At 62.5% G+C, this 15,441-nt stretch carries 12 protein-coding genes; 11 read left to right on the forward strand and 1 reads right to left on the reverse strand.

The genetic code is table 11. The features are described 5' to 3' along the window. The first annotated feature begins 100 nt into the window (after positions 1-100). The 10 genes from ACSFC7_RS08890 to ACSFC7_RS08935 all read left to right on the forward strand — a co-directional run bounded on the left by ACSFC7_RS08890 (position 101) and on the right by ACSFC7_RS08935 (position 12,506). On the forward strand, positions 101-2,986 hold the full coding sequence (locus tag ACSFC7_RS08890) for a PAS domain-containing protein (protein WP_436347355.1): 2,886 nt from the start codon (positions 101-103) through the stop codon (positions 2,984-2,986). Further along, positions 2,979-3,443 carry a response regulator gene (locus tag ACSFC7_RS08895; protein ID WP_436347356.1) on the forward strand — a complete coding sequence of 155 codons (465 nt, stop codon included), beginning with the start codon at positions 2,979-2,981 and terminating at the stop codon, positions 3,441-3,443. The genes ACSFC7_RS08890 and ACSFC7_RS08895 overlap by 8 nt, the downstream gene beginning before the upstream one ends. Further along, a complete protein-coding gene (locus ACSFC7_RS08900) occupies positions 3,440-5,122 on the forward strand; it encodes a bacterio-opsin activator domain-containing protein (protein ID WP_436347357.1) in 1,683 nt (560 codons plus the stop codon). The genes ACSFC7_RS08895 and ACSFC7_RS08900 overlap by 4 nt, the downstream gene beginning before the upstream one ends. Positions 5,123-5,556: 434 nt before the next feature. Beyond that, a complete protein-coding gene (locus tag ACSFC7_RS08905; protein ID WP_436347358.1) occupies positions 5,557-6,765 on the forward strand; it encodes a hypothetical protein in 1,209 nt (402 codons plus the stop codon). A 209-nt stretch (positions 6,766-6,974) separates the two neighbouring features. Continuing rightward, a complete protein-coding gene (locus ACSFC7_RS08910) occupies positions 6,975-7,472 on the forward strand; it encodes an Lrp/AsnC family transcriptional regulator (RefSeq protein ID WP_436347359.1) in 498 nt (165 codons plus the stop codon). Positions 7,473-7,765: 293 nt separating this feature from the next. Beyond that, the gene (locus tag ACSFC7_RS08915; protein WP_436347360.1) at positions 7,766-8,077 is read left to right on the forward strand and encodes a DUF7344 domain-containing protein; all 312 of its coding nucleotides are present in this window, start codon (positions 7,766-7,768) and stop codon (positions 8,075-8,077) included. Between the two features lie 326 nt (positions 8,078-8,403). Next, positions 8,404-10,062 (forward strand): potassium channel family protein, encoded by a 1,659-nt coding sequence (locus tag ACSFC7_RS08920; RefSeq protein ID WP_436347361.1) that lies wholly within the window; start codon positions 8,404-8,406, stop codon positions 10,060-10,062. A 536-nt stretch (positions 10,063-10,598) separates the two neighbouring features. Beyond that, positions 10,599-11,078: a universal stress protein gene (locus ACSFC7_RS08925; RefSeq protein ID WP_436347362.1), complete on the forward strand. Its 480-nt coding sequence runs from the start codon at positions 10,599-10,601 to the stop codon at positions 11,076-11,078. Positions 11,079-11,361: 283 nt separating this feature from the next. Then, positions 11,362-11,490: a hypothetical protein gene (locus tag ACSFC7_RS08930; protein ID WP_436347363.1), complete on the forward strand. Its 129-nt coding sequence runs from the start codon at positions 11,362-11,364 to the stop codon at positions 11,488-11,490. A gap of 77 nt (positions 11,491-11,567) precedes the next feature. Then, positions 11,568-12,506 (forward strand): 2-dehydropantoate 2-reductase, encoded by a 939-nt coding sequence (locus tag ACSFC7_RS08935; protein WP_436347364.1) that lies wholly within the window; start codon positions 11,568-11,570, stop codon positions 12,504-12,506. A 14-nt stretch (positions 12,507-12,520) separates the two neighbouring features. On the opposite strand, the gene arcS is transcribed toward ACSFC7_RS08935, so the two are convergent. Continuing rightward, entirely contained in the window at positions 12,521-14,278 is a 1,758-nt protein-coding gene (gene arcS / locus ACSFC7_RS08940; protein WP_436347365.1) for an archaeosine synthase subunit alpha, read from the reverse strand. Between the two features lie 219 nt (positions 14,279-14,497). On the opposite strand from arcS, the gene ACSFC7_RS08945 reads away from it, so the two are divergent. Continuing rightward, positions 14,498-15,415 (forward strand): EamA family transporter, encoded by a 918-nt coding sequence (locus tag ACSFC7_RS08945; RefSeq protein WP_436347366.1) that lies wholly within the window; start codon positions 14,498-14,500, stop codon positions 15,413-15,415. The last annotated feature ends 26 nt before the right edge of the window (positions 15,416-15,441 follow it).

Genomic DNA, 15,441 nt, shown 5'->3' on the forward strand with positions numbered 1-15,441 from the left:
CGACGCTCGAGACCGTTCGTTACCCGTGGCAGCGAGTTCGGCTGGTGACTTCGAACACCACCTTTATACTCGCCAGCCGACTTGTGAATAGCAATCGATTATGGCAACCTCCGACCCGCCGACAGGGCAGCTTCGATCGCGGATCCGGCAACAGGAGGTCGTCGCCGAACTCGGACGACGGGCGCTCGAGTCGTCCGATATCGACCAGTTGCTGACAGACGCTGCCGCCGCCGTGCGGGAGACGCTCGGAGCGGACTACTGCGCGATTTTCGAGGTGCTCCCCGGTGGCGACGGAGTCGCGCTCCGACAGGGCGTCGGCTGGCGGGACGGCGTCGTCGGCTCGGCGACCGTTCCCGCCGACGCGACCGTCCCGGTGGGACGGACACTCGAGACCGACGAGCCGGTCGTCGCGGCCGATATCGAGACGAACGAGCAGGGTTCGACGCCGACGCTGCTCGTCGCTCACGACGTCACGAGCGCCGTTAGCGTCGGTATCACTGACGACGAACCGTGGGGAGTCCTCGGCGTGTACACGACGGAGCGACGCGAGTTCGCCGACCACGAGGTCACGTTCGTCCGGAACGTCGCGGACGTCGTCACGTCCGCGATCGAGAACCTGCGGACGCGTCGGAGTCTCGAGACCGAACTCGAGACGACGATCGATCGGATCACGGACGCGTTCATCGGCCTCGACACCGAGTGGGAGTTCACCTACGTCAACGATCGAGCGCGGGAACTGATCGACCGCGAGGACGGGGAGTTGCTGGGTTCGACCCTCTGGGAAGCGTTCCCCGCGACCGTCGACTCGACGTTCGAACGGGAGTACCGACGGGCGATGACCGAACAGGACCCGGTCTCGTTCGAGGAGTACTTCGCGCCGCTCGAGACCTGGTTCGAGGTCAACGCCTACCCCTCCGAGACGGGGCTGTCGATCTACTTTCGGGACGTCAGCGACCGCAAGGCGACGCAACGCGAACTGCACGCGAACAATCGAACGCTCCAGCGGCTGTACGCGATCACGGCGGATCGCGAGCTGAGTTTCGACGAGAAGACGCGGGAACTGCTCGACCTCGGCCGCGAACGACTGGGCCTCGAGGTCGGATTCGTGGCCGATATCGACGAGACCAACGACCGGTTCGAGGTCGTTCACTCGAGCGGCGACGACGACCGGTTACAGCCGGGATCGACGTCACAGCTGTCGGACACCTACTGTCGGCGGACGATCGACTCCGACGAGTTGCTCGTGCTCACCAACGCGCCCGTCGAGGGGTGGGCCGACGACCACGCCTACGAGAAGTGGGAGTTCGACAGCTACCTCGGCGGGCAACTCCGCGTCGACGGCGACCTCTACGGCACGCTGTGTTTCGCCGACGACGCCCCCCGTTCGACCTCGTTTACGCCCGCCGAACGGAGCTTCGTCGAACTGCTCACCCAGTGGCTCAGCTACGAACTCGAGCGCCAGCACCACCAGCGCGAACTCGAGGAGAGCGAACGGCGCTACCGGACGCTGGTCGAACAGTTCCCCAACGGGATCGTGGCGCTGTTCGACGAGGACCTCCGGTACGCGCTCGTCGGCGGGCAAATCCTCGAGGAGATCGACATCCCGATCGACGAGATCGTGGGGCAGACGGTGTACGAGCGCTACGAGGGCGAGACGCTGGACGCGTTCGAGTCGAACTTCGAGGCCGCGCTGTCGGGCGAGCGAACCACCTTCGAGTACCGAATCCACGGCCGCGAGTGGCTCGCCCACGGGGTGCCGATCGAGGACGACCGCGGCGAGGTGTTCGCCGGGATGGTCATGGTACAGGACGTCACCGAACGCAACGAACAGGAACGGCAACTCCGCGAGCGCGAGGCCCGCCTCGAGCGGTTCAAGGAGTACACCGACGATATCTTGGACGCGATCGACGACGTGTTCTACGTCCTGAATACGGACGGCTCGTTCCAGCGCTGGAACCGGACGGTGTGTGCCGTGACGGGCTACTCGGACGACGAACTCGACTCGATGACGCCGCTGGACTTCTTCGAGGGCGAGGATCGTGGCCGGATCGGCGACGCGATCGAGGAGGTCTTCGAGACGGGTCACGCTCGCGTCGAAGCCGACGTCGTGACCAAAGACGGCGAATCGATCCCCTACGAGTTCGTCGCGAGCACGCTCGAGGACCCCTCCGGCACACTCGTCCTGACCGGGATCGGCCGCGATATCTCCGACCGACGGGCGGACCAGTACAGACTCGAGGAGCTCGTGGGCGAACTCGAGTCGTCGAACGAACGATTGGAGCAGTTCGCCTACGCGGCGAGCCACGACCTCCAGGAGCCGCTGCGGATGGTCGCGAGCTATCTGACGCTCGTCGAGCAGCGGTACGCCGACGACCTCGACGACGACGGCCGGGAGTTCATCGCGTACGCGGTCGACGGCGCGAGGCGGATGCAGGAGATGATCGACGGCCTGCTCGCCTATTCGCGAGTCGACACGCAGGGCGATCCCTTCGAGACCGTGGACTGCGAGGCCGTTCTCGCCGACGTGTTGACCGATCTCGAGGTGCGAATCGAGGAGACCGACGCCGACATCACCGTCGAGTCGCTCCCGCGGGTGTACGGCGATCCGGGACAGCTTCGACAGGTGTTTCAGAACCTACTGGATAACGCGATCACATATTCCGGCGACGAGGCCCCACGTATATCTGTGTTCGCCGAGAAGGACGGGCAAGAGTGGCGTATTTCAGTTCGCGATCGGGGGATTGGGATCGATCCGGCCGATACGGATCGCATCTTTCAGGTGTTCGACCGGCTTCACAGCGTCGAGGAGTACGCTGGAACCGGGATCGGACTCGCGCTCTGTCAGCGGATCGTCGAGCGACACGACGGCGACATCCGCGTCGCCTCGACGCCGGACGAGGGGGCGACGTTTACCGTGACGCTTCCGGCGCCGCCGGAACCCGACGCGACGACTGAATCTACGGGCACATCTACCAGCAATGAGTAATTCGAAACCATTCAAGCCGGAGCCAGCACAGATCCTCCTGGTCGAGGACAACCCGGGGGACGTTCGACTGACCGAAGAGGCGTTCAAGCAGGGCCGTATCGAGAACGATCTCCACGTCGTCACCGACGGGAACGAGGCGCTCGAGTTCCTCTACCGGCGCGGCGAGTACGCCGACGCCCCGCGGCCGGATCTCATCCTGCTGGACCTCAACCTGCCCCGAAAGGACGGCGAAGAGGTCCTCGAGGAACTCAAAGGGGATTCGGAGCTGCGATCGATTCCGGTGATCGTCCTGACGAGTTCCCGGGCCGAAGAGGACGTCGTCAGATCCTACGAACTCCACGCCAACGCCTACCTCACGAAGCCGGTCGATCCGGACGACTTCATCGAGACCGTTCGCGCCTTCGAGAAGTTCTGGTTCTCGGTCGTTCGATTGCCGCCGGAGGGTGATCAGGCATGAGCGAGACGAACACGCAGACCGAATCCGACGCCGAGACCGAGACGCTGGAGATTCTCCTGATCGAGGACAATCCCGGCGACGCGCGTCTGATTCAGGAGATGCTGCGGGGCACCGAGGAACTCGCACAGCGCGTCAGCCCCGACGAGTCAGCGGGACGAACCCCGGAGATCACCCGCGAGACCCGACTCGAGGAGGGACTCGAGAGCCTCGACGCGATGGCCGTCGACGTCGTGTTGCTCGATCTGAACCTTCCCGACAGCGAGGGGCTGCAGACGCTCGAGACGGTCCACGAAGCGAGCGGCGAGACGCCGATCGTCGTCCTGACGGGCGTTCGCGACCAGCAAGTCGGCGTGCAGGCGATCCAGCGCGGCGCACAGGACTTCCTCGTCAAAGACGAGGTGACCAGCGAGCTGCTCGTCCGGACGATCCACCACGCGATCGAGCGGGCCCGACAGGAACGCGAGCGCCAGCGCCAGCGCGAGCAACTGGAGGCGCTCAACCGACTCAACCGGATCGGCCACGATATCACGCACGCGGTGATCACGACCGAGACCCGAGCGGACTTGGAACAGCGCGTCTGTGATCGCCTCGCCGAATCCGACGCCTATCGGTTCGCGTGGATCGGCGGCGTCAACCCGGGCAGCGACGAGGTGGTGCCGAAGGCGGCGGCCGGCGTCGAAGACGGCTACCTCGATTCGATCGAGGTCAGCGTCGACGAAGACGACGAAACCGGGCAGGGGCCGGCCGGAATGGCCATCCGAACCGGCTCGGTCCAGGTCGCGAACAACGTGCCGGACGATCCCTCGTTCGAGCCGTGGCGCGAGGCGGCGCTCGAACGCGGCTACCAGTCCTCCGCGGCGATCCCGATCACCCACGAGGACCTCGTCTACGGCGTCTTGAACGTCTACTCGTCGTCACCTCGCGCGTTCGAAGGGCCGGAGACGACGATCCTCGCCCGGATCGGCGACGTCGTCGCCCACGCGATCACGGCGATCGAGCGCAAGGACGCCCTCGTCAGCGACGCCGTCATCGAACTCGAGTTCCGCGTCGAAGAGTTGGCGAAACCGCTGATCCAGCTCTCGACGACCGAGGAGTGTACCGTCGAACTCGAACAGCTGATCAGAGGCGACGAGACGCTGCTCGCCTACGGCTCGGCCCGCGGCATCGATCAGGAGACGTTCGCGGAGACGGTCGCGGAGACCGAGGGATTCAGCGACGTCCGCTTCCTCGCCGTCAGGCGCGACGAGTTCCAGTTCGAACTCGTGGCACCGGCCGCCGTCTCGCTGTTCGAGACGATCGCGACCCACGGGGGCCGGGTGCAGTCCGCGACGATCGACGACGGCGAGTTCCGCTTCGTCGTCGAACTCTCGCGCGGCCGGGACACCCGACAGATGATCGAACTCATCAAAGAACAGCGCGACGACGTCACCTACCTCGCCCAGCGCACCAGCGAGCGCAGCGAACGCAGCGAGTCGGGATCGAACTCGGTGCTCGAGGACGACCTCACCGAAAAGCAACGCGCCGCCCTCGAGACGGCCTACTTCGCGGGCTACTTCGACTGGCCCCGCGAGAGTACCGGCGAGGAGATCTCGGAACGGCTCGGCATCGCGCCCGCAACCTTCAACCAGCACCTCCGGACGGCCGAACGGAAGTTCTTCGATTCGGTGCTCGGGGAGTAGCCCGTCGTCCTCGAGGTATTCGTTCGGCGGCTCGAGTCGGTCGTTTTCCGGTCGGTCTTCAGGGTTCTCGATCGGTTCGTCTCGACGCTCGAATCTCGTTCGATCGATCGAGGGCTGAAGGAGTCGTTCGCTCTGCGTGCGAACTGAGCACCTGTATGCTCATCAGGAACCGTCGCACGTAGAGCCGCTGTGCAGCTTCTGCAGATGTTTCACGGGGTAACGTTATGTGACTAGTACACATAGTAGGACGAGAGTAACCCAGCCGATGGAAAACGTAACATCGCCGGACACGCGAGTGCGCTCACCACAATCGGAGTACGGTAACTCACCGGAGCGTCAACATGCCTGAAACCACACAAGCACTTACCGAACTGTTCGAATATCCACTGCTCGGGGCCATTTTTGGTCGTCGATCTCGTCGGTTCGGCCTCGGCATGGAACTTCCATCTGGACCGTTGGCGTTCGAATCCGACACCGAGCCGTATCCGTTAACGGACCTCGAACAATCAGTCCTCACCGCCGCGGGAACGGGTGTTTCCGGATTGCACTACGGCATCCCGTTCGGGCCGAATCGGCCCGACCGACACGCGGACTTCGCAGTCCGGTTGACCGGACGGACCGCACCGACGGCGGCCGGGATCGGAACGCCAGTTCTGTTTTACACGGATGACACTGGAACGTACCTGACGAACACGCGAGATGTGGAACCGAGCCAGCTTCGTGAAGCAACCCATTTGGAAGACGACGCCGAACGAATCATCGCTGTGTGCCAGGCCCACACCGAGAAACTCTCCGATTCTCGATTGGACGTCCCCTCCGAACCCGGACACATTCTCGAGCCCAATCACTGGTGGACGAACACGCCGGGCTCGACGCTGTTTATGCCCGTGGGCGATGCTAGCGAGGAGATGTTGGCTCTCCTGTGTCTGTTCGTCGAAAACGGCTATCTGATCGTGGATGACGAAACCGGTGATCCGGCCGGCGATCTCGATCCGTATATCGAGTCGGGCTTATTGAACCGGGAGAAGGCGTTCCCGCTGTCCCTCCTCGAGCGAGCCACGTACGAGCAGAACTGTGCCGAGGTAGCCTTCATGGCGCACAACATCGTGCTCACGATGCAGGCGATGGGGCTCGGCGGGTTGTACTTTGCCGGGATTAATGAGCTGAGTCTCTTCGGTGCCCCAACGGCGGACGATATTGACGGCCTCGGGTTCCGGTTCGTCGAAAACGAGGAGTGGACCCTCCCGAATCCGATCGGCCTCGACGATCGGTACGAGGGATTGTGTCCACCGTATTACCCGGACATGCGAGCGGCGGTCGAGGAACTGGTGGAGCGGAAGTTCGGTCCCGGTGGTGCCTACGATCCGGAGACCTCTGGCCCGTGGAAGGATAGCGAGGCGGTGAAGGAATCCATCCATCCCTACGACGACGAGATGGTGGAGTGTTTGAGCGAAATTGCCCAGTATGTGTACGACAAGCACGGGAAGTTCCCCGGGACGATCCCGTCGATGGTTCTTCCAGGCTGTGTCCAAGCACACCACATCGAGACGGATTACTACGACGCTCATTTCAAAGCCGACGCCTACCTCGATACCCACGCCGAACACGTGCAGCGGTGGCACCAAGAGGACACCCCGTCCTGACGAAGCAGGCAGTATGAACACGGTCAGTTCGTGCGCGCCCTGAGCGGCTAATTCCTCCGGACAGAGTGAGATCGAACGGTACAATCCATCAGCAGAGAGACCTCAATGCTGTTCTGAGAACGTAACGCATCAGAAGTACCAGCGCGGTGTGCAACTAGGTTAGTAGCCTTCGCAACGTAACTCGTCGTATGGGTCGCGACTTAGACGATGTGGATCGGAGCATCCTCTATTTGCTTCAGAGAGATGCCCGTAATACGACAGCAGAGGAAATTGCCGATACGGCTGGCGTCTCGGCCAGTACCGTTCGCAACCGCATCGACCTGCTCGAAGCGGACGGCATCATCAACGGATACCATCCGGAAATCGACTACGAAGCGGCCAACCTCCCGTTGCAAATGACGTTCGTCATCACTGCGTCCCCAACCGAACTTTCCTCTCTCTCGGAGAAGGTCCGGGCAATCCAAGGCATCATCGACGTCCGCGAGATGCTCACTGGCAGACGCAACCTTCACGTCGATGTCGTTGGGACGAGCACGACCGACGTTACCAGAATCACCGATGCCATCCACGACCTCGGCCTCGAGATCGATAGTTCGGAGATGATGAGGCGGCGACACGTTCAGCCGGTCAATCACTTCTTCCTGCAAGGGGCAGGGGAAGGGAACGCGCACAGCGATAACGGGGACGACGAATCGCCAAATGAATGATTCGTGATGGCAAGTCGATTTTCCACAGTATCTCGGGCGTAGATTTGGAAAAACCACATCTTCGAATCCGGAAGGCACAATTTCAGCGTCTATTACTGTGAAAAGTCGAATAAGTATTCATTCGTTCACAACAGAGTTAAGGGCGAGTTGGACCCATCACCACGTGGGAGAGATCGATCAGAGAGGTCGGTCAAGGTTGGGCCTCCCTCGGAACCCACACGCCGTCAGGTTCCTCGCCGAACTCGAAAGACCGCCCCAAGTTGTGATCACACGATCACAGGTGAACCAAAATAATGACACAACAGCAACCGTGTCCCCGTAAGATCGACAATCTTCTACTCCTGCTTGCCAATCACCACCGCCGCGCTATCCTCTCTTATTTCCGAGATTCGACGGCGGACGTCAGTTCGGTTAGCGACCTCGCAGACGAAATTAGCGAGCAATACCACGGAGATTCGGAAAGGATGGTCCGTCAGTTACATCACTCAGCACTTCCCCGACTAGCAGATGCCGGTGTCGTTGATTACGACGCGAGGAGCAACATGGTCCGGTATAACGGTCACACTGAACTTGAAACACTACTGGATGGGATTACAGAACGCTAACCGACTCCGGCAATTAGAGGCGACAGTCCCGAGTGACGCTGTTCTTCGATAGATACGCATGCGAACTGACCACTAAGGTTCCTACCAGTTTTAGGTAATGTCTGGCGAGTCGTGTTGAATACAGGGCGCAAATGCAGCACGAGCCAGAGGCTGATGACCGTGGGGTGGTTGATTGCTCAGTACAGGGCGTTCATCAATCGTTCACCAACCTGAGCGAAGGATCGATCACTATCGATGCAGTTGCTTCTTCCCGGTGCATCCAAGCAACGGCCGACCAATTGTTTAATCGATCAGAGGACCTATTGCCGACAACGGGAAGTCATCGAATGCGCGAACTCCGGGACATCGAGGGACTGCACCCCCGAGACCTTACGCAACGTCAGCAACTGTTAGTGATCTTCGTGGTCAGTCTCGGTGTGGTCGTTCTCTTCTACACACTCGTCTACAACTGGGGGATGCAAGCGCTCGAAAATCGCCCTCAGTCTATCTTTCGGTCGTTCCAAACGGTGGTCGAGACGATGACGACGACCGGGTTCGGTGCGGATTCACCATGGGCGACGCCAATGATGAACGTCCTGATGGTGACGATCCAGTTGACCGGCATCGTCATCGGATTCGTCGCGTTGCGAGTCTTGGTCATCCCGCTATTCGAACAAACGCCGCTGAACCTCGCCGGCCGTCTCACGAGCAAGGCCAACCACGTCGTTATCGCGGAGTATCAACGCGACACCGATATACTACTTGACGAACTCGAGAAACTCGATATCGATTACGTCCTTATCGAATCCGACATGGAAGAGGCAAAGCGTCTTTCGGATGACGGGTATCAAGCTATCAATGGCAATCCGGAGGATCGGGCCGACCTCGATCGTGCGACGATCGAGCGTGCGTCGCTACTCATCACCGACGCTGGCGACAAAACCGCGAGCATCGTCCTGACCGCGTTGGAGGCCAACGAGGACCTGCGGGTGATCAGTTTCATCGAATCGACGCGCCATAAAGCGGCGCTCGCGGAAATCGGCGTCGACCGCAGCGTCGCTCCACACGCGCTGATCGGCCGGCGACTGGCGGAGAAAGCGACGACACCTGTCGCAGTCGACGAACGGTCCAAAGACGACAAGATCGGTATCCGTGAGATACTCGTCCGGCGGGATAGTCCGCTCCATGGTGTTCGGGTGCGGGACTCGCCGATCGCGAATCATCCGAATCTGACGCTGGTTGCCGGGTGGTTTGACGGTGAGCTGCGGCTGCCGCCATCCCCCGACGACGAACTCACGCCGAACACCGTTCTGGCTGTCGCTGGACCAGAGAACGAGATCGATGAGATAACGACCGAGATCGGTGGCGTCCAATCGCGGCATATCACCACCCCATCAAAAGTCGTCGTCGCCGGGGTCGGTGAGGGCGGGACCGCAGCCGTTGAGGTGCTCCCGACAGACGTCTCGGTGACGACCGTTGACCAATCGGAGAGGCGTAATCCCGACATTGTCGGCGATGTTACTGAACCCGAAACACTCCACGAAGCCGGCATCGACGATGCCTCGGTACTGATCGTCACCGTCGACGATGATTCGACCGCATTGATGACCATCGCCGTCGCCCGCTCGCTTTCCAGCGAGGTGGAAATACTCGCACGCGTGACCGATGGAGAGAAGACAAGGCAGGCGTTCAGAGCGGGTGCTGACTACGTCCTTTCTATCCAGCGAGTGTCCGCTCGACTGGTCGCGGCTGAGGTCCACGGTGAACGTGTCATGGATCCAGCGAGTCAGATCCGCATCGTTCGAGCCGACGCGGCTCCGTTCGCCGGCGAGACATTAGCTGAGGCTCGTCGCGACACCGAGCGCGGTTGGACCACAATCGGTATCTCGCGAGACGAGACTGTCTATACAGAGGGACGTACCGTCATTAAGCCCGATGACGAGGTGTTTGTGGCGGGAAGTGACGAGGCGATTCAGGAATTTGAGCGAACGGTCGCCACCTCATGATCACAATGCTATTAAACTCCTTTAATCTCCAAGGGAGTCTCCACCGCTCAATTCGCAGGTCCTCTTTGGGGTGGTTCAGAGTGCTGCATACATTCTCTAAATGTTGCACGCTATTTCTACCAACTTCTGAATAGGTCGGGTCAAACCGTGCAAGATGGATAGCGCGAATGCACTACGAGACGAGGATCAATCTCGGTAGTCGGTGACCAGCCAGTACAGGCCAACGATATTCTGCTACGGTCAGTTCATACAAAAAGTGGTGAGGATTACCGGTCCCGATTGAACCGCTCTTCTCGAATCTGGTCAAGGCGGTAGTAAACTCCCCAGATGACCCAGACCAGTACGATTCCTGTTCCAATAACAATTTCTAATCTGATTACCGGCCTATCAAAAATAATATTAGAAACGAAAAGGAGAACAACCCAGATGAGAACCACGTAGAGGATCTGATCGAAAGAATCTGGCCGAAGTATGCCCCGAGTTGTCATTACACACAGTTAGAAAGAGCGCACAATAAATCACCGGGATATATCGATATGTGGCAACTGATTCAAAAAACACTTTTAGTCATGAATTCTGAATTCGGAATATCCATGGCCCATTTTCCACACATCCTGATCCCAGTCGCGACGGAGGAAGACGCTCAGGTGACATGTGCTGCGCTTCAGCCGTATCTGGATGATATCGAACGCGTCACTGCCGTTCACGTAATCGAAAAGGCGGGTGGAGCGCCAGATAAAGCTCCGTTAGAAAAACGCCGCGAAGACGCGGCTGAGTTCCTTGCTATCGTTGATTCCTCACTCAGTAGCACCGTTGCAGTCGATACACGGACAGTCTTTGGGACAGAAATTGTTCCCACCTTTTTCTCGACCGCCGACGAGGTTGGGGCGGATGCGATTGCCTTCCGCGCTCGTGGTGGAAGCCGGATCAAGCGACTCCTTGCCGGTGATATTACAACGAATCTTGTTACGAACCCGCCTATTCCGGTGATTTCGTTACCAAATCCCGAACATTGATCCTCCCTATTGATCGAGGGACACTGTTTCCCGAACCCCGCTGAACTTCCCCTCTGTATTCAGCACGCCGTTCCTGGCAGAGACTGAGAATATTTCAATCCACAGCGTTACATCGTTCACCTGTACTGAGCGAATCGATCGAGCGTCCGCGGGGTGTACGAATGCGACCGTTATATAAGACACATCGAATAGTGCGATACGAAATGCGAAGTCGCGGCCTCGGCAGCCGCTCGTTCGCCCCGTCTCCGAAAGCTCGAGGACGCTCGAGCGAGAACGGGACCGCGTGACCGACGCTAACGGGGGACGGTCCGGGGCCAGCCGACGCGAGGAGCGCGAGTGCGAACTCTGCGGCGAGACCGTTCCCGCGGCCGTCTACCGCGAACACCTGCTCAAGGCGTGTCCGGGTCGGTGAGCGGGATCGAATGGGGCGGCCCGACCGCACGAGCGCGACCTCGGAATCGCTTTCACCGAGCCGGCCGTACGGCCGGTATGAAGTTCGCTGTGTTCGGTGCCGGCGGCGTCGGCGGCTACCTCGGCGCTCGCCTCGCGGACGCGGGCCACGAGGTCCACCTCGTCGCGCGGGGAACCCACCTCGAGGCCCTCCGGTCCGAGGGACTGCGACTCGAGAGTATCGCCGGCGACGCGACGGTCGAACTACCCGCGACCGACGACCCGGCCGAGATCGGTCCGTGCGACGCCGTCCTGTTCTGCGTGAAGTCGACCGATACGCGGGACGCCGCGGCCGATCTCGAGCCGCTGCTCGGCGACGAGACGGCCGTCGTCTCGTTCCAGAACGGCGTCGACAACGAGCGGTGGCTCGCCAACGAGATCGGCGAGGCGCACGTCGTCGGCGGCGTGGCCTACATCTTCTCGACGATCGGCGCGCCGGGCGTCGTCGAGCACACCGGCGGCCCGGCGCGATTCGTCTACGGCGAACTCGACGGCCGGCGAACGGACCGGATCGAGGCGCTCGACGACGCGCTCTCGGCGAGCGACGGGATCGACGCGGTGCTGGCCGACGACGTCCGCGTCGAACTGTGGCGGAAGTTCGCCTTCATCTGCGCGCAGGCGGGGACGACCGCCGCGATCCGGCTGCCGGTCGGGGAGATCCGGGAGACCGACGCCTCGTGGGAGCTGTACCGCCGGCTCGTCGAGGAGGTCTGCGCCGTCGCTCGAGCGACGGGCGTCGACCTCCCGGACGGGCTCGTCGACGAGTGGCTCGCGTTCGCGCGCGAACTGGACCCGGAGATGTACTCCTCGCTCCACTACGACCTGACGCACGGGAAGCCCATGGAGCTCGGCGCGCTGCACGGCTCGGTCGTCCGGCACGCGGCCGACGCCGGCGTCGACGTGCCGATGAACGAGGCCGTCCACGCGATCCTGCGTCCCTGGGCCGAGCGGAACCGACGTCGTAAAGACGACTCCTGATCGGGCCGTCCTCGCTACTTCTCCTCGACGTGGCGAATTTCGGCGGCTATGCCGCGCGTGCTCTCTCGCATCTCGCGGCCGAACATCTCCGCGCGGCCGACGCCGAACGCCTTCGGACCCTCGACGACGACCTCGTCGCCGACGCGGATCTCCTCGTCGGCGTCGACGATCCCCGGCGCGAGGACGCTTCCGTGGGGCACGAAGCCGTCGATCTCCACACGCTTCGTCGACACGTCGCTGTCAACCCAGCGTTTCGCCCCCTCGAGGGTGAACGAAAGCGTCCCGTACTGGGGGACCATCGTCGCGAGCTGGGTCTCCTCGCTGTCGCGAACCTGAATCTTCGGGTAGCGACTCGTCGTCTGCATGTTCTCGAAGAGGTCGTCGCCCGCCCCGTCGCCGAGCAGGTAGTCCGCGATGGCGCGGACGGTGTTGTGCTCGCGCTCCCGTTTGGAGTACTTTAGTTCGCCCGACAGCGCCGAGGAGAGGTTCGCGAGCGACTCCTCGTCGGTGGGATGACCGCCCTCGGGAACGGTGTACGTGATGTCGAGGCCCAGTTCGTCTTCGACGCGACCGACGATGTCGCGGTAGCCCTCGTCGGGGACGTGAGCGACGATGGAGGGGTAGTCGTTACGCTTGAGATACCGCTGCAGGACGTCGCTCACGAATCGTTTCTCGTCCTCGGACCAGCGGCCCGTGACGACGGTGTCGTAGTGCTGGGCCGGGTAGGTCGTCTCGAGTTCCTGCGGAACGACGCCGATCGGACTCGTCATCGAGACGAGGTGGCCGCGCCACTGGATGGCGTCGTGGAACTGGCGGTGGCTCTGGGACTCGCTGTAGGGTTTGGCAGCCGAACAGGGAACCAGCACGAGGGGATTCTTGAACCGGTTCCGGTACCGCGAGGTGACACGGTCCGCGTAGCGCTGGATCTCGACCCGGCGGAGCGTGTCCGACGTCGCGGCGTCGATCTGGGCGTCTCGGAGGATGGGCGTCCGTTCCTCGAGATACCCCCACTGCGCGTCGAGTTCGCGCATCGCGGCGGTGAGCCACTGGTCCTGGCGGGCCTGGCCCTCGACGTAATCCCGGAGGCGACCGTCCCGAATTCGGCGGCGGACGATGCCGAGTTCGGCTCGCAGCGCGTTGGCGTTGTGGTCCGCGCAGTCCTCGCGGGTGAACTCCTCGCGGGGTTTCTGGCAGGCCGGACAGGCGCAGGGGAGTTCCTCGAGGTCCTCGAGGAAGTACGCCTCGTCGGTCGTCAGATATCGGCCCTCGGTGCCTCTCACGACGGCCGCGGTCTCGTCGAAGAGGTCGACGCCGGCATAGGCCAGCAGGGCGACGTTGCGCGGCGTGGCGACGCCGGAGAAGTACAGCGCGGTGTCGGCCGGAATCGTCTCGCGAACGGAGACGACGGCCTCGACGAGCGCCGCGCCGTGGCCCGTGATCGACTGGACGTCGGAGACGGCGTAGGCGTCCGTTCCCTGGTCCGTGGCGCTCTCGCTCGAGGCGACCGCGACGCTCGGGTAGTCGACGTCGGGAGAGTCGACGGCGAAGGAGTCCTGAACTTCAGCGGCGGTGCCGCCGGGGAACGCCCGGTGGGGGAGGACGGTAAGCGTCGACTCGTCGCCCTCGGGAACCGCCCGATCGGCGCTCCAGAGCGACCCCGCGTCCTCGAGGACGTCGTCGACGAGCGCGGGGGTCGTCACGGGCGACTCGAGACGGAGTTCGCCCACGCGAGCGGCCCCGTCGCGCTCGTGGACTTCGAAGTAGTCGGTCATACCGGATATGGCGGGGGCGAGCGAAAGAGGCTGTCGATAGCGATCACGCGGGGGCTCTCGAGACGTCACTACGGCTTCCCATTCCGTCGTCACCGTCGTTTTCGTCGGAACGCCGCCGACTGCTCCGGCGCGAACGAGCGAGGACGATCCGCGGCGACTCTTCGTCCGCTCCCTCGAGCGTTTCAGAGCGGTTATCCAGCCGCGAGCGAAAGCGGGGGTATGGTCCTCGAGGTGTCGGACTCGCTGCTCGGCGTGCTGTTGGCGAGCGTCGCCGCCGCGGGCTTTGCGGGGCAGTTCCTCTTCGCACGGCTCGGCACGGAGACCGGCGAGGTCACCGACGGAGTGCTCGTCGTCCTGGCCTGTAACGTGGCGCTGCTCACGCCGCCCGTGCTGGTGCTGTACTCGCCGCCGTATCTCGATCTGTTCACGCCGTACTCGTTCGCGGCCTTCGGCGCGGCCGGGCTCGCCGGCATGTTCGTCGCCCGCTTGCTGACGTTCAAGAGCATTCAGGAGATCGGTGCGAACCTCACGTCGCCCGTGATCGCCTCGAACGTGTTCTTCGCGACGGTCTTCGCCGTGCTCTTTCTCGAGGAGCGGCTGACGGCCGTCCACCTCGCCGGCATCGTGCTGATCGTCGGCGGCATCGCCGTCGTCTCGTGGGAGACGGCGGCCGCGACGGGGCCCGAACAGTCGCTCCGAGAGACCGGCGCGGCGCTCGTCGTTCCGGTCGTCGCCGCCGCCTGTATCGGGATCGAACCGATCTTCATCTCGATGGGGCTCGCGGCCGGAACGCCGACCCTGCCCGGAATCGTCGCCATGGCGAGCGTCGCGACGGTCGGCTTCGTCGGCTACCTCCGCTGGACCGACTCGTTGCGGCGGGTTCCGATCCGAGCCGCGTCTACCGGGTGGTTCGTCGCGGGCGGCGTCTCGACGACCGTCGGCTTCGTCGCCTACTTCGCCGCGCTCGAGATCGCCCCCGTGGTCGTCGTCATGCCGTTACTGCAACTGACGCCGCTGCTCGTGGTCGTCCTTTCGGTGCTGTTCCTGCCGCGGCGCCTCGAGCGCGTCACCTGGCTCGTCGCCGTCGCGGCGCTGGTCGTGGTCGTCGGCGCGACGCTCGTGTCACTGTCGGGCTGAGACGGACTAATCGGCGGAAAACGGCG

It is taken from the genome of Natronorubrum halobium (genome assembly GCF_051351675.1).
Taxonomy (GTDB): domain Archaea; phylum Halobacteriota; class Halobacteria; order Halobacteriales; family Natrialbaceae; genus Natronorubrum.

Bases quoted from the DNA above. Each gene is read 5' to 3' on its own strand.
- ACSFC7_RS08890 (WP_436347355.1), top strand. From the start codon at position 101: ATGGCAACCTCCGACCCGCCGACAGGGCAGCTTCGATCGCGGATCCGG.
- ACSFC7_RS08895 (WP_436347356.1), top strand. From the start codon at position 2,979: ATGAGTAATTCGAAACCATTCAAGCCGGAGCCAGCACAGATCCTCCTG.
- ACSFC7_RS08900 (WP_436347357.1), top strand. From the start codon at position 3,440: ATGAGCGAGACGAACACGCAGACCGAATCCGACGCCGAGACCGAGACG.
- ACSFC7_RS08905 (WP_436347358.1), top strand. From the start codon at position 5,557: ATGGAACTTCCATCTGGACCGTTGGCGTTCGAATCCGACACCGAGCCG.
- ACSFC7_RS08915 (WP_436347360.1), top strand. From the start codon at position 7,766: ATGACACAACAGCAACCGTGTCCCCGTAAGATCGACAATCTTCTACTC.
- ACSFC7_RS08920 (WP_436347361.1), top strand. From the start codon at position 8,404: ATGCGCGAACTCCGGGACATCGAGGGACTGCACCCCCGAGACCTTACG.
- ACSFC7_RS08925 (WP_436347362.1), top strand. From the start codon at position 10,599: ATGTGGCAACTGATTCAAAAAACACTTTTAGTCATGAATTCTGAATTC.
- ACSFC7_RS08935 (WP_436347364.1), top strand. From the start codon at position 11,568: ATGAAGTTCGCTGTGTTCGGTGCCGGCGGCGTCGGCGGCTACCTCGGC.
- arcS (WP_436347365.1), bottom strand. From the start codon at position 14,278: ATGACCGACTACTTCGAAGTCCACGAGCGCGACGGGGCCGCTCGCGTG.
- ACSFC7_RS08945 (WP_436347366.1), top strand. From the start codon at position 14,498: ATGGTCCTCGAGGTGTCGGACTCGCTGCTCGGCGTGCTGTTGGCGAGC.